The organism is Kitasatospora sp. NPDC101157 (assembly GCF_044768255.1).
Classification (GTDB): Bacteria; Actinomycetota; Actinomycetes; order Streptomycetales; family Streptomycetaceae; genus Kitasatospora.
Genome location: NZ_JBIWPL010000007.1, coordinates 144,357 through 158,055, shown reverse-complemented (window position 1 = coordinate 158,055; position 13,699 = coordinate 144,357). Strand labels below are relative to the sequence as shown.

The window sequence follows — 13,699 nt, the reverse complement described above, 5'->3', positions numbered from 1 at the left end:
GGTAATTGATCGTCACGACGGCAGTGTGGAGCGCTTGTTAACTTTCGATCATTTTTGATTTGACCAGGACACAACTTGGCAAAGTTATGACCTTTCCTCTAGCTGAACCTGACTGACCGCCGTCAATCTCGGTCGCAGCTCTTTTCCCTGCAGCTACCCCCACTGGAGCCAGAGTGACCCCCACGTCCTCCTCCCGTCGTGTCCGCACGGCCGGAGCCATCGCCGTCGTCGCCGCGCTCGCCGCCGTGGCCGTCCCCACCACGGCCGCCGCCGCACCCGCCACGCGGGAGGCCGCGATAGCCCAGGCCCGCGCCAACGTCGCCCACAACGCCGGGGTGTTCGGCTACGGCGAGGGCCAGGACCTCGTCCTCAAGGACGTCGTCCTCGACGCCGACGGCGTCTCGCACGTCCGCTTCGACCGCACCTACCAGGGCCTCCCGGTGGTCGGCGGCGACCTGGTCGTCCACCAGGACGCCCGCGGCAAGCTCAAGGACACCTCCCGCGCGGCCGCCCACGACGCCGCCGTGAGGTCCACCACCCCCAAGGTGCCCGCCCGGTCCGGCGCCGCCGACGCGATCTCCGCCGCCCCCGGCGTCAGGGACGCCGTCAGCACCCCCGAGCTGGTGGTCTGGGCCGCCGACGGCACCCCCCGGCTCGCCTGGCGCACCACCGTCGAGGGCACCGGCGAGCACGGCCAGCCGGCCGGCAAGGTCGTCGTCACCGACGCCACCACCGGCGAGCAGATCGAGTCCTACGACGCCGAGCACCAGGCCGCCGGCACCGGGAACTCCGAGTACACCGGCCAGGTCACCATCGACACCACCCGGACCAGCGGCGGCTACACCCTCACCGACCCGGTCCGCGGCCACGTCACCAAGGACGCCGGCAACCTCTCCGCCGGCTCGATCAAGGCGACCTCCGGCACTCCGTTCACCAGCACCACCAACGTCTGGGGCGACGGAAAGAAGTTCTCCGCCGACCGCGCCACCGCCGCGGTCGACGCCCACGCCAACACCGCCTGGACGTACGACTACTACAAGAACGTCCACGGCCGGAACGGCATCAAGAACGACGGCAAGGGCGCCACCGTCTTCGTCCACGTCGGCACCAACTGGGACAACGCCCAGTGGTCCGACAGCTGCTTCTGCATGATGACCGGCGACGGCGACGGCAGCACCGACCCCGAGCAGGTCGACCTCGACACCATGGGCCACGAGATGACCCACGGTGTCACCAGCGCCACCGCCAACCTGCGCTACAGCGGCGAGTCCGGCGGCCTCAACGAGTCCACCAGCGACATCTTCGGCACCATGGTGGAGTGGTACGCCAACAACAAGGTCGACACCGGCGACTACCTGTTCAGCGACCAGTCGACCCCGCCGTGGCTGCGCCGCTTCGACAGGCCCTCGCTGGACGGCAGGTCCGCCGACTGCTGGACCAGCTCGGTCGGCAAGCTCGACGTCCACTACTCCTCCGGCGTCGGCAACCACTGGTTCTACCTGGCCAGCGAGGGCAGCGGCAGCAAGACCGTCAACGGGGTCACCTACAACAGCCCGACCTGCGACAAGTCCACGGTGACCGGCATCGGCAACCAGAAGGTCGCCAAGATCTGGTACCGCGCGCTGACCGTCTACATGACCTCCACCACCACTTACAAGGGCGCCCGCGCGGCCTCCCTCAACGCCGCCCGCGACCTGTACGGCGCCGGCAGCACCGAGTACAACGCGGTCGCCGCGGCCTGGACCGCGGTCGGCGTCAACTAGCCTTCTGGCGCTAGCTGTTGAACCCGATGTGGACGTGGTCGTGATGGGTGTCGTCGGTGAAGAACTGGTTGCCGACGCCCGCGATCGCCACCGGCCCGCCCACGTTGTACGAACCGGCCGCCGCCGCGTCCCGCATGAAGGACTCGATCAGCTGCCGGGGCGTGGCCGGGTCCACCACCGCCCGGCCGTCGATCCGCCAGACGTCGAAGGCCCGGCCCAGCGGATGGTCGCTGGGCCGGGTCGTCCCGAAGACGTCCAGCGGGTGGCCGCTGCGCACCACGCTCACCGAGAGCGCGTACGGGCCGGCCAGCCGCAGCATCGCCGCCAGGACGGTGTCGTGCACCGTGCCGCTGCGCAGGTCGTCCGCCGCCCCCGGCGGCAGCTCGATCCTCGGCTCGGCCAGCACCTTCGCCACCGCCGGGGCGGGCGAGGCGGCGGCCGGGCCCGGGTCGCCCGGGTGCAGTGCGGTGACCGTCCAGCGCGGCTCGGCCCGGCTCAGCCGGACGTCCACGGTGATCCCGCCCGGGGCCACCGAGCCGTCCGGCTGCCGGGTCCACTGCCGGCAGACCACCAGCACGCTGGCCGAGTCGACCAGGATCCCGCCGTACTGGGCGTCGATCACCTCCAGGCTCGCCTCGGCCGCCGCCGGGGCGAGCCGCCCGGCCTGGTCCGCCAGGCCCGGCGGCAGCCCGAGCGCCGCCACCCGGGACCGGGCCGCCTCCGCACCCTGGCCGCCGGCAGGCCAGGCCCCGAGCGCGGCGACCAGCTCGACGGCGCGGCGCTTGACGTCCGGCTGGATCTCGCCGGGGCCGGGCTGCCAGAGCGGCGGGTTGGGCAGCGGGGTCGAGGGCGCGGCGGGCGTCGCGGTCGGGGATGCGGTCCCGGTCGGCGTCGTCGTACCCGAACCGGAGAGCGCCCCGACGGGCTTGCCGCCGCTCGAACACCCCACCGCCCCCAGCAGCACCGCCGCCGCCCCCGCCCGCAGCACCCCGCGCCGGCCCGTCCCCCGGTGGCCACAACCGTCTCCGCCCGTCATGCCGTCAGTATGCGACCGGCCGCCGGGGCACGGACGGTCGTGTCAGCCCAGACGGCGGATCGGCTCACCCTTGAGGAAGGCCTCGATGTCCTCCACCGCCTCGCCGAAGTACCGCCGGTAGTTGTCCTGCGAGACGTACCCCAGGTGCGGGGTGGCGAGCAGCCGGGGCGCGCTGCGCAGCGGGTGGTCGGCGGGCAGCGGCTCGACGTCGAAGACGTCCAGGGCGGCGCCCGCGATCCGGCCCCCGGTGAGCGCGGAGAGCAGCGCGTCCTGGTCGACGATCGCCGCCCGGGAGGTGTTGACCAGGTAGGCGTCGGGCTTCATGAGGGCGAGTTCGGCGGCGCCGATCAGCCCGTGGGTGTCCGCGTTCGAGGCCAGGTGGACCGAGACGAAGTCGCTCTCCCGCAGCAGTTCCTCCTTGGAACCGGCCCGGCGCACGCCCGCCTCCGCCGCCCGCTCGTCGGTCAGGCTCCGGCTCCAGGCGAGCACGTCCATGCCGAAGGCCACGCCCACCCTGGCCACCAGGGCGCCGATCCGCCCGAGGCCGAGCAGCCCGAGCGTCCGCCCGTGCAGGTCGGCGCCGACGGTGCTCTGCCACGGTCCGCCCTCGCGCAGCGCGGTGTTCTCCTGGACGATGCCGCGGGCGAGGCCGAGCAGCAGCGCCCAGGTCAGCTCGACCGGCGGGGTGCCGGAGCTGGCGGTGCCGCAGACCGTGACGCCGTGGGCCGCGGCGGCGGCGTGGTCGATGACCGAGTTGCGCATGCCGGAGGCGACCAGCAGTTCGAGCCGCGGCAGCCGGGCGAACAGCGTGGCGGGGAACGGCACCCGCTCGCGCAGGGTGACCACGATGTCGAACCCGGCGAGCGCGGCGGCCAGTTCGTCCTCCGAGCCGTGGTGCTCGCGGAAGGAGGTCACCTCGACCCGGTCGGCTATCGACGACCAGTCGGCGGAGCTGGTGGCGACGCCCTGGAAGTCGTCCAGGACGGCGCAGCGAAGCATCGGAAGCGTCATGACGGCAGCTTGCCAGACGGCGGTGGGGCCGGGGGCCGCAGGCCGTAGCGGTCCCCGGCCCGGACGATCCACCAGGGCTCGCCGAGCCTCGTCCGCAGGACGGCCATCGGGTACCGCAGCTCCTGGGGGCCGAGCAGGACGCCCCAGCCGTGCAGCAGGATGTCCCGCGCGTCGTGCAGCCCTTCGCCCAGCTCGATCAGGGTGCGCAGGCCGCGGACGTCCTGGCGGGTGAGCGCGACCTCGCGGCCGTCCACGGCGGCGGTCCGGCGCCACGTCGCCCGCCGTGAACCGCAGTTCCGCCACCACTCACCCCCCGGCCGTGCCCTTGGATTCGCATGGATTCGCACATCTGCGAATCAGTGGCGGCCAGGCTAGTGCAGAAGCGATCATGACCGGCATGACCTCCGACACCACCGTGACCACCGTGACCGCTGCCGCCTCCGGCACCTGGCAGCTCGGCGACCGCGCCGTCCACCGGATCGGCTTCGGCGCGATGCGCCTGCCGCAGACCGGCCCGGCGCTGGTGCCCGACGCCGTGCCGCGCGACCGCGAGCAGGCCCTGCGGGTGCTGCGCCGCGCCGTCGAACTGGGCGTCAACCACATCGACACCGCCGCGTTCTACTTCTCGCCGCTGCGCTCCGCCAACGAGCTGATCAACCGCGCCCTCGCCCCGTACGCGGATGGCCTGGTGATCGCCACCAAGGTCGGCCCCGCCCGCGGTCCCGACGGCCGGTGGACCGAGCACGCCCGCACCCCGGCCGGACTGCGCGCCCAGGTCGAGGAGAACCTGCGCCAACTCGGCCGCGACCACCTCGACCTGGTGAACCTGCGCATCCTCGGCACCGACTCGATCGCCGAACGCTTCGGCGCGCTCGTCGAACTGCAGCAGGCCGGCCTGATCCGCCGGCTCGGGCTGTCCAACATCCACCCCCACCAGCTGGCCGAGGCCCAGGACATCGCCCCGGTCACCTGCGTGCAGAACCCGTACGGCATCGGCGCCTCCCCCGCCCAGGACGAACTGCTGCGGCTCTGCGGCGAGCAGGGCATCGCCTTCGTCCCCTTCTACGCCATCGCGGGCGACGGCCGGCAGCACGGCGCCGGTGGAGCCGAACCCTCCCAGGTCCAGGCGGTGGCCGATGCCCGCGGGATCAGCACCGCCCAGGTCCGGCTCGCCTGGACGCTGCACCGCGGCCCGCACGTCCTCGCCATCCCGGGCACCGGCGACGTGGCGCACCTGGAGGACAACATCGCCGCGGGCGCGGTGCGGCTGACGGCAGAGGAACTCGCCCTGCTGGACCGGGCCCACGCCGGCTGACCCGGAACCGGAAGCGGCTCCGCGGGCGTCGCTGAAGAACACCGAGCCCGAAGATCACCGAAGAGTCGAGGAACCCCGCAGCATGCCCGGCACCGCCACCCGCTACCTCTACCTGGCCCGCCACGGCGAGGCCGCCTCCGACGGACCGGACGGCGGCGGACTCACCGCCGCCGGACGCCGCCAGGCCGTCCTGCTCGGCCGCCGCCTGGCGAACCGCCCCATCACGGCGGTGCACCACGGGCCGCTCCCCCGGGCCGTGGAAACCGCCCGGCTCGTCGGGGAGCAGCTGGGCGGGGCGGCGGTGTCGGCCTGCGAGGAAGCCGACGACTACGTCCCCTACCTGCCCGCGGCCGACGAACTGCCCGCCGACAGCGCGGAGTTCCTGCTGAACTTCCTGTCCGGCGCCTCGGCGGAGGAACTCGCCCGGGGCCCGGAACTGGCCCGCCGGGCCGTCGAGCGGTTCACCGGGCCCGTCCCGGGCGGCGAGGAGCGGCACGAACTGGTCGTCACCCACGCCTTCCTGGTCGGCTGGCTGGTCCGCCACACCCTGGACGCCCCCAGGTGGCGCTGGCTCGGTCTCAACGCCGCCAACGCGGCCCTCACCGTCCTGCGCTTCACCCCCGGCCGCCCCTCTTCCGTCCTCCTGCTGAACGACCAGAGCCACCTCCCCGAGGAACTCCGCTGGACGGGTTTCCCGCCCGAACTCCGCTGCTGACCGGCGCCCGCCGTGCTACCGCTGCCCGGCCGTGGCTGGGGCGGCCACCGGTGCGGTGCCGGCCCACGCCGCGTCGGCCGGCGGTCGTTCAGCTCTCCGGTCCGCAGACGGCGCCGCCAGGCTGTCGGCGGGAGTACAGGACCAGGGCGCTCTCCGAGGTCGTCGGCTTGCTGCCGTCGGCAGGCGTGAGGCTGTAGCAGACCGCGACGGACCCCTCGGGGACGACGTCCAGGACGCCGTCCCACGGGATGGTGTAGTGGACCGTGGTGGTGTCGGCGGCGACGGCCACGACACCCTGGACCGTCGCGGCCGGGGTCTGCCCGTGGAAGTCACCACAGACCATGACGTCGAAGGTGACCTTGTCTCCGGCCCTGAACGGGATCCGGTCCACCCTGACGAGGACACCGTTCCAGGGCTTCTCTCGGCAGGTGATCCCGTGGGGAGGCTCCTCATCCGGGAACTCCGGGATGTCGAACTCGACCGACATGAGGCTCCTGCTCGTTGAGTTGAAGGGCTGAGGCGGGGAGCGAACCGTGACCGGGCCCCCTCGTGTCGGGCGGCGGCGGGACGAGTCCGTCAGTGTCCGCGGCCCAGGACCAGTTCCGTCCAGCTGACGTCCGCGCGGCCGTGCAGGTCGCGGCGGGCGCTGCGGTGGAGCAGTTGGAGGCCGCGGGTCCGGGCCAGGGCGATGGTGTGCTCGGGCGGGAGGTCGAACATCCGGCGGCCGGGTGGGACGGGGCCGTGGCGGAGGGTGAGGGCGAGGCGGGCGCCGGGGGCGAGCAGGCGGGCGAGGGCGTCCATGGCCGTCGGGCCTTCGGCGGGGGTCAGGTGCATCCACACCGCCGTGAGCAGGATGAGGTCGAAGCGCTCGCCCTCGGTGCTCAGCCGGGGCAGTTCGGGCAGCGCGTCGGCGACCCACCGGATGTCCGCGTCCGGGTGCAGCCGTCGGCCCACCGCCCGTAGCTCGGGGGTCGGTTCGGCGGCCACCACCCGGTGGCCGAGGGCGGCCAGGGCGGCGGCGTCGCGTCCGGTGCCGGCGCCGATGTCCAGGACGGCGGCGGGCGCGGCCGGGTAGAGGTGCAGGCGCGAGCGGTGGACGTCGGTGAAGGCCACGCTCTCGTACTGGACGGCGAGTTGCTCCGCCGCCTCGCCGTAACCGGCGGTGCCCGCGGGACCCGCACCACTCGTGGCGCCCGCGGCGCTCCCAGCGGTGCTCACCGGACCGCCCCCGCCGACTCCCGGACGACCACCGCGTCCCCGGCCGCGGCCGCGCCCGCGAAGAAGTCCCGCAGTTCGCGCAGGTCGTTGACGACGCGGGCGGCCCAGGTCTCCGACCAGGGCGGCGCGGAGTCGAGTTGGGCGACCCGCCGGGCGAGCACGGTGTCCTGCTGGCGGACGAGTTCGCCGAGCGCCGAGCCGCGCAGGAAGGTGGAGGCCGCGGCGACCTGTTCGGGGCGCAGCACGAGCATCCCGGTTCCGGCCGCAGGGCGGGCGCCGCCGTAGACGGGCAACCGGGCGGCCGGGTCGGGGTGCAGTCCGTTCTCGGTGAGCGCGACCTCCATCAGGGCGGCGGTCTGCCGCACCCCGAGGGCGAGTCCGTCGGCGGCCAGTCGGTCGTACCGGAGGTCGCGGCTCCGGGGCACCAGGTCGCCGAGTTCCTCGGGCGAACAGGCGTCCACGGCCTGACCCGGCAGGCGACGCCAGAAGTGATCCACGCTCACCCGGAAAGCGTAGCGAACGGCGGCGCGGTGATCGGTGGATCAGGCCTCACCGGGGTGCCAGGCCGGCCATTCCCAGGGCCGGTCGGCCCAGTGCACCTTGACCGGGTCCCGCGGGTCGACGTCGGGGAAGAGCTGGTGGATCCGGGGCTCGAACTCCTCGGGGGCGAGCGGTTCCCAGCCGTGCCCCTCGAAGTGGACGAGGCGGTAGCGGCTGTCGGTACGGAACTCGGCCACCTCGACCAGGTGTGCGGTCGTGCTGTTGGTCTCCATGACCCCCAGCATGTGGCGCGGCGGCAATCCACGCCCGTCCAGACCCCTCTTCCGGGTCATGTCCCGGAGTCCGCGCGCTCGTTGAGCACGGAAAGGTACGGCGGGGGCGCGCTGGAAGGACGAGCAGATGACTGGGCAGCCCACCGGAGGACAGTGGCAGTGGCCGTCGAACGCCTGGCAGCCGCCGCCGGTCCCCATTCCGCCCCAGGCCGGCCCGCCACGCGTGGGCCCGCCGGTGCCCCCGGAGCCGGAGCCGCCGCGCCGATCGCGGAAGGCGTGGGCGGTGGCGGCTGGCGGGACGCTCGCCGTGCTGGCGGCGGTCCTGGTGATGTGCGGCCCGGGCGCGGGGGACGACGTCCGGGTGGTGAGCATGCCCGACGCCTCGCCCTCCGCCGCCCCCTCGGACCTGCTGACGGACGGCACGCCCGCGCCGTCCCCGCTGCCGTCCCCACTGCCGTCCCCACTGCCCTCGCCCAGCAGCGCCGAGCGCTCTCCGGCGGGGGGCGAGGACCCGGCCACCCCGGCGGCCGCCCAGGCCGGAGCGGAGCACGCCGACGGCCGGCACCCCTCCCCCGGCGCCCGTCCCAGGTCCGGCCGCACCCCGCATCCCAGCCCCGGCACCCGCCCGACCCCGAACGGCGGAGCCCAGAAGGTGCCCTCCCTCGGCCCGGGCACCATCTGCGAGCAGGCCGAACGCATCGGCCGCTGGCCGGCCGACTCGGAGCAGGCCCGCCTCTGCCACCAGTTCTACGGCTGAGTCCTCCGCCCGGCGGAGGGCCCGTGGTTCACCGTCGGGTGGCCGATGGGAGTTCCGTTCCCATCCCCGCACATCCGGTGCCGGCCCCCCGTCGGGCGCGGACCGGTCACGGCGCGCCCAGCAGCCCCTTGTCCAGCCGGGGTGCCAGCACCCGGGCCAGGGTGTCGGTGATGTGCCCGGTGTCCCGGTAGAGCACCACGCCCTCCAGCACCGCCGGGCAGCTCGGCCCGCTGCCCGGGCAGAGCAGCGCCCCGAGGTCCAGGGTGCGGACGCCGTAGCGGGCCGCGAGGCCGCCGTCGAGCATCGGGTCGGGCTCGAAGGCGGTCTCGCGGGGGAAGAAGCAGGCGTCGGAGCGACCGTCGGAGGCGGCCAGGCAGGTGGGGATGTCCTTGCCCGGCATCGGGGTGTCGCCGAGGTAGGTGAGCGGGGCGCCGAGCGCGGTGAGCCGGTCCAGGGTGCGGGTCCAGCCCACGGTGCGTTCCTCCTGGCTGCCGTAGCGGTTGAGTCCGGCCATCAGGACCAGCCGGGGCCGGGGCCCGGAGGTGAGCCGGGTGAGGGTGTTCTCGCGCCAGCGGTCGCATTCGTCGTAGGTGCGGCCGAGGACGTCGTTGCGCACGGTCAGGGTGGCCAGCGGGCAGCCGGGCTTGACCAGGACCTCCAGCGCCCAGTGCCGCTGTTCGGCCATCTTCAGCGCGGCCGAGATCCACTGTCCGGCGTGCGAGTCGCCGAGCAGCACGATCCGGTCGGGGCTGTCCTCGTTGCCGAAGAGGCAGCGCGGGCTGCGGTCGGCGTTGAGCGGGATCTCGCAGCCCTTGCCGGGCGGGAAGTCCTCCCGGGCGCGGGCGAGCGACGGGGTGAGACTGAGCACCGGGACGCCGGGGGCGAGCAGGGTGGGCCCGTCGGCGGCCCCGGCGGGTGCGGCGACCGGGGCGTTCGTGGCGCCGCCGAGCGCGCGGACGGTGCCGCCGCCGAGGGTGAGGGCGGCGATCAGCGGGATGACCAGGGCGCTGGCGCCGACCGCGAGGCCGCGCCGGGGCGCCGGGCTGCTGCCGTACCGCAGCGGCTGTTCGACGAGGCGCAGGGTGAGCCAGGCGGGCAGCGCGCTGGCCGCGGTCAGGGCGAGGAGCACCGTCCAGGGCAGCTGGCCGTACCGGGCCTGGGCGATGGTCAGCACCGGCCAGTGCCACAGGTACCAGGCGTACGAGAGGCGCCCGGCGGCGCGCAGCGGGCGGGCGGCGAGCAGGCCGCCGACGAGGCGGTCGGAGGGGGCCGCCAGCAGTACGGCGGCGGTTCCGAGGACGGGCAGCAGCGCGGCCGCGCCCGGGAACGGGGTGGTGCGGTCGTAGAGGAGGATCGACCCGAGGACGGCCGCCAGTCCCGCCCGGCCGAGCGGCCGCAGCGCCCGGGTCGGGCCGCGCCCCGGCGTGCGGGCGGCGAGGGCGCTGCTCAGCAGGGCCGCGCACGCCCCGGCCGCGAACTCCCAGAGTCGGCTGCCGGTGGAGAAGTAGGCGAGCGGCGCCGAGGTCGCCGTCCAGCGCAGGCAGAGGGCCAGCGAGGCGCCGCCGACGGCGAGGGTGGCGAGGCTGATCGCCACGGTGCGGCGGCGCCCGTGCAGGTAGCGGGCGAGGCCGAGCAGCAGGACGCCCCAGAGCAGGTAGAACTGGTTCTCCACGCCGAGGGACCAGAAGTGCTGGAGCGGGCTGGGGTCGCGTTCGGCGGCCAGGTAGTCGGTCTGCCGGCCGACGAAGCGCCAGTTGGCGTACTGGCCGGCTGCGGCGATCAGGTCGCGGGCGAGGTCGGTGCCGCGCAGCGGGTCGAGCAGGGCACCGCCGGCGGCCGCGGTGGCGACCAGCACGACGGCGGCGGCGGGCAGGATGCGCCGGGCGCGGCGGGCGGCGAAGTCCCACGGGCCGAGCGGACGGCCGGTGAGCAGGCCGGTGATCAGGAAACCGGAGATGACGAAGAAGACGTCGACGCCGACGTAGCCCCCGGTCGGGCCGGGGACCGCGGCGTGGAAGGCGAGGACGGAGAGCACGGCGATGCCGCGCAGCCCCTCGATGTCGGGGCGGAAGGCGGTGCGGCGGCGGGGCTCACCCGTCGGCAACACCTCGCCGGAGGCGGGTTCCGGGGCCGGGGCGGTCTGCCGGTCCACCCGGACGACTCCCGGCAGCAGTTCTTCGGAGGACGTGGACGACGTCGGTGGTACGGCCGTTGACACGGCGGTGCTCCTTGCTGGGCTGGCAGCGGTGGTCGGGCCCGCCGGGCCGATGGGGCGGCCGGGCGGCGGGATCCGCGCCGGTGGGGCGACGCGCAAGGAAAGGAGGCGGTACGGGAGGGGCGGAAGCGCGGACCGTTCAGAAGATCAACGGGTCGGCCCAGCCGGAGGCCAGCACCCCGCACAGCAGCAGTACGGCGGTGACGGCGGTGGCCTCCGCCCGCCCGAAGGCGGGGTCGGAGCCGAGGGCGGTGCCGCGATCGGTGCCGGGATGCGAGCCCAGGGCGGTGCCACGAGCCGAGCCGAGGGCGGTGCCGCGATCGGTGCCGCGATCCGAGCCGAGGGCGGTGCCGCGATCGGTGCCGGGATGCGAGCCCGGGCCCGAGCGGCGCCGCGCCGGTGGGGCGACCTCCCCGTCGGCTCCCCGGCGCCCGCCGAGCAGCGGCCACAGCGCCCGGATCAGCGGGACCATGGTGTACGCGGTGAGCCCGAGCAGCGCGGCGAGCGCCCAGAAGGGCCGCCAGCCGTACTCCAGCGCGGCGCGCACCAGGCCCGCGCCGCCCGCGAGGACGACGAGGCCGAGCCAGCCGACGCCGAGCCGGGCGACGGTCCGGGCCAGTGACGTCCCGCCGGTGACGGCGCCGGTGGGCACCCAGTCGGCGGAGCGCCGGCGCAGCGCGTGCGCGATGGCGACCACGTGGCAGAGTCCGCCGAGGAGTTGGACCCGGGTGACCTCGAAGCGCCAGCGGGTGCGGGACATCGCGGGCAGCAGCACGAGGGCGACCCAGATCGGCGGCAGGAAGGGGAGCACCTGCCAGGGCTGGATCTCCTCGGGGGCGAAGAACAGCATGATCAGCGCGGGCAGCGGGACGGCGAACACGTTCACCGCGCTGGTCAGGTAGCCGAGGATGCCGTTCCAGAAGCACAGCCGGGCCGAGCGCGGCAGCGGTCCGCGGCGGAAGCCCGGGTCGCGGACGAGGGCGAGCGAGCCGAGGCACCACCGGTACTGCTGGCTGATGAAGGCGGGCAGGCCGGTGGGCGACATGCCCTTGGCGACCAGCGCGGGAACGTACCGGGTGCTCCATCCGGCGCGGGCGAGGGCGAGGCCGGTGTAGAGGTCCTCGCTGTGGTCGATCTCGGCGAAGCCGCCGACCCGCTGCAGGGCGGCGCGCCGGTAGAGCGCGTTGGTGCCGCAGCAGACGGTGCCGTCCTGGGCGTCCCGGGAGGGCTGGATCCAGCGGTAGAAGATCTCCTGGGTCGCTCCCGCGGCGCGTTCGAGCCAGGACATGTCGGCGTCGGTGTCGAAGCACTGCGGGCTCTGCACGATGCCGACCCCGGGGTTGTCGAGGTAGGGCACCAGGTGGTGCAGGAAGTCGGGGCGCGGGCAGAAGTCGGCGTCGAGCACGGCGACGATCTCGCCGTCGCCCTCGGCCAGGCCGTGGTTGAGGTTGCCGGCCTTCTTGAACCGGCCGCGGTCGGGGCGGGCGCGGTACCGGAAGCCGTAGGACTCGGCGAGTCGGCGCACCTCGGGGCGGTCGGCGTCGTCGAGGACCAGGACGGTGAGCTCGCCGGGCCAGTGGACGGCGGCGGTGTGCCGGTAGGCGTTGTCGAGGACGGCCAGCGGCTCGCCCGCGGTGGGCAGTAGCAGGTCCACGCTCGGGTGGCGGTCGGGGTTCCAGGCGCGCAGCAGCAGGTCGTGCGAGTCGCGGGTGTAGCGGCGGGCGCGCTGGCCGTCGGTGAGCGAGAGCAGCCAGGTGGCGGCGTTGAGCAGGGTGAGCAGCAGGAACGGCCACAGCAGCGGCTTGCTCAGCGCGAACAGGCCGAGGGTGGCGGTGGCTCCGGCGTAGGAGAGGGTGGCGCACAGCAGCACCCAGCGGCGCTGCGGGCCGAAGTACCAGTAGAGCTCCTCGTCGTCGGGCGGCCTCGGCAGACGGAGGTCGGGGTCCGCGGGTGTCCGGCGCGGACCGGTGCCGGGTGCGGGCACGGCGGTGCCATGGAGTACGGGCATGCGGAAATGGCCCCCCTGGGCATCGGACGGAACCTTGCCGTTCGACCCCAGCCTCTCACATTGGTCTGGACCAATCATGAACGAGGTGTGACATCTCCGCATCGCCCCAGCTCAGCGACTTGACGGTGCATCAGCGCACCGGACGGGCCCCCTCAGGCCTCCTTCACGCCTCCTTCGGGCCTCCTTCACGCCTCCTTCGGGCGCCTCTCAGGCCCCCTTCAGCTCCTTGGTCAACAGCTCGAACCGGAGGTCCGGCCGGCGCGGGATGCCGAAGCGCTCGTCCCCGTACGGGAAGGGGCTGTACTCGCCGGTGCGGCGGAACCCGCGCCGCTCGTACCAGGCGATCAGGTCGCCGCGCTGCTCGACCACCTTCATCTCCAGCAGCCCGACGCCCCACTCCTCCCGGGCCACCCGCTCCGCCTCGGCCAGCACCACCCGGCCGATCCCGCCGCCCTGCAGCGTCGGGCGCACCGAGAACATGCCGAAGTAGGCGCGGTCCGGGCGCCGTTCCAACTGGCAGCAGGCGACCAGCTCGCCGTCGCGCTCGACCAGCAGCACCACCCCGTCCGGATCCTCGACGGCCTCGGCGACGCTCGTCGCGTCGGCGCGCTGCCCGTCCAGCAGGTCCGCCTCGGTGGTCCAGCCGGCCTTGCTGGCCTCGCCCCGGTAGGCGGACTCGACCAGTTCGACCAGCGCCGGGACGTCGGCGAGGGTCGCGGTCCGGAAGGCGGGCTCCCCGGCGGGTACGGCGCCGGCCCCCGTGGCGGTGTCGGACATGCTGCTGGTCCTCTCCTCGAAAAATGTCGACTTCCCGGCATGGTGCCACAGGTCGCCGAGTTCACGGTGTGGCGGCAGACACCTGGCGCAACTGGCGGGTACATGGCTAAC

Annotated in this window: 14 protein-coding genes; 4 read left to right on the top strand and 10 right to left on the bottom strand. The window is 74.3% G+C overall.

Annotated elements, in window-relative coordinates; translation table 11 throughout:
* The first annotated feature begins 173 nt into the window (after positions 1 to 173).
* Positions 174 to 1,763, top strand: coding sequence for a M4 family metallopeptidase (locus ACIRVF_RS17705; protein ID WP_402817938.1), 1,590 nt, complete (start codon positions 174 to 176; stop codon positions 1,761 to 1,763).
* 10 nt (positions 1,764 to 1,773) lie between these two features.
* Here ACIRVF_RS17705 and ACIRVF_RS17700 read toward each other — a convergent pair whose 3' ends face one another.
* From ACIRVF_RS17700 to ACIRVF_RS17690, 3 genes are read right to left on the bottom strand one after another with little or no spacing between them, the layout of a single operon-like run.
* Complete coding sequence (locus ACIRVF_RS17700) at positions 1,774 to 2,799, bottom strand: hypothetical protein (RefSeq protein WP_402817935.1); 1,026 nt, start codon at positions 2,797 to 2,799, stop codon at positions 1,774 to 1,776.
* 42 nt (positions 2,800 to 2,841) lie between these two features.
* Complete coding sequence (locus ACIRVF_RS17695; RefSeq protein ID WP_402817932.1) at positions 2,842 to 3,810, bottom strand: D-2-hydroxyacid dehydrogenase family protein; 969 nt, start codon at positions 3,808 to 3,810, stop codon at positions 2,842 to 2,844.
* Positions 3,807 to 4,064, bottom strand: a complete 258-nt coding sequence (locus tag ACIRVF_RS17690; protein WP_402817929.1) for a hypothetical protein — start codon at positions 4,062 to 4,064, stop codon at positions 3,807 to 3,809. Before ACIRVF_RS17690 ends, ACIRVF_RS17695 begins: the two co-directional genes overlap by 4 nt.
* A 143-nt stretch (positions 4,065 to 4,207) precedes the next feature.
* Here ACIRVF_RS17690 and ACIRVF_RS17685 point away from each other — a divergent pair, with 143 nt between their 5' ends.
* Both ACIRVF_RS17685 and ACIRVF_RS17680 read left to right on the top strand, forming a co-directional pair.
* Positions 4,208 to 5,125, top strand: a complete 918-nt coding sequence (locus ACIRVF_RS17685) for an aldo/keto reductase (RefSeq protein ID WP_402817926.1) — start codon at positions 4,208 to 4,210, stop codon at positions 5,123 to 5,125.
* Positions 5,126 to 5,207: 82 nt separating this feature from the next.
* A complete protein-coding gene (locus ACIRVF_RS17680) occupies positions 5,208 to 5,840 on the top strand; it encodes a histidine phosphatase family protein (RefSeq protein WP_402817923.1) in 633 nt (210 codons plus the stop codon).
* Between the two features lie 88 nt (positions 5,841 to 5,928).
* Here the strand turns inward: ACIRVF_RS17680 and ACIRVF_RS17675 are convergent, their stop codons facing one another.
* From ACIRVF_RS17675 to ACIRVF_RS17660, 4 genes are all read right to left on the bottom strand, one after another.
* Complete coding sequence (locus tag ACIRVF_RS17675; protein WP_402817920.1) at positions 5,929 to 6,327, bottom strand: hypothetical protein; 399 nt, start codon at positions 6,325 to 6,327, stop codon at positions 5,929 to 5,931.
* Positions 6,328 to 6,416: 89 nt separating this feature from the next.
* Positions 6,417 to 7,058: a class I SAM-dependent methyltransferase gene (locus ACIRVF_RS17670; RefSeq protein WP_402817917.1), complete on the bottom strand. Its 642-nt coding sequence runs from the start codon at positions 7,056 to 7,058 to the stop codon at positions 6,417 to 6,419.
* Positions 7,055 to 7,561 carry a hypothetical protein gene (locus ACIRVF_RS17665; protein ID WP_402817914.1) on the bottom strand — a complete coding sequence of 169 codons (507 nt, stop codon included), beginning with the start codon at positions 7,559 to 7,561 and terminating at the stop codon, positions 7,055 to 7,057. Before ACIRVF_RS17665 ends, ACIRVF_RS17670 begins: the two co-directional genes overlap by 4 nt.
* 39 nt (positions 7,562 to 7,600) lie before the next feature.
* Positions 7,601 to 7,831 (bottom strand): hypothetical protein, encoded by a 231-nt coding sequence (locus ACIRVF_RS17660; RefSeq protein ID WP_402817911.1) that lies wholly within the window; start codon positions 7,829 to 7,831, stop codon positions 7,601 to 7,603.
* A gap of 283 nt (positions 7,832 to 8,114) precedes the next feature.
* Here ACIRVF_RS17660 and ACIRVF_RS17655 point away from each other — a divergent pair, with 283 nt between their 5' ends.
* Positions 8,115 to 8,588: a hypothetical protein gene (locus tag ACIRVF_RS17655; protein WP_402817908.1), complete on the top strand. Its 474-nt coding sequence runs from the start codon at positions 8,115 to 8,117 to the stop codon at positions 8,586 to 8,588.
* A gap of 106 nt (positions 8,589 to 8,694) precedes the next feature.
* Here ACIRVF_RS17655 and ACIRVF_RS17650 read toward each other — a convergent pair whose 3' ends face one another.
* The 3 genes from ACIRVF_RS17650 to ACIRVF_RS17640 all read right to left on the bottom strand — a co-directional run bounded on the left by ACIRVF_RS17650 (position 8,695) and on the right by ACIRVF_RS17640 (position 13,588).
* Entirely contained in the window at positions 8,695 to 10,806 is a 2,112-nt protein-coding gene (locus ACIRVF_RS17650; RefSeq protein WP_402817905.1) for an acyltransferase family protein, read from the bottom strand.
* A 136-nt stretch (positions 10,807 to 10,942) separates the two neighbouring features.
* The gene (locus tag ACIRVF_RS17645; protein WP_402817902.1) at positions 10,943 to 12,811 is read right to left on the bottom strand and encodes a glycosyltransferase family 2 protein; all 1,869 of its coding nucleotides are present in this window, start codon (positions 12,809 to 12,811) and stop codon (positions 10,943 to 10,945) included.
* 207 nt (positions 12,812 to 13,018) lie between these two features.
* On the bottom strand, positions 13,019 to 13,588 hold the full coding sequence (locus ACIRVF_RS17640; RefSeq protein ID WP_402817899.1) for a GNAT family N-acetyltransferase: 570 nt from the start codon (positions 13,586 to 13,588) through the stop codon (positions 13,019 to 13,021).
* Between the last annotated feature and the right edge of the window lie 111 nt (positions 13,589 to 13,699).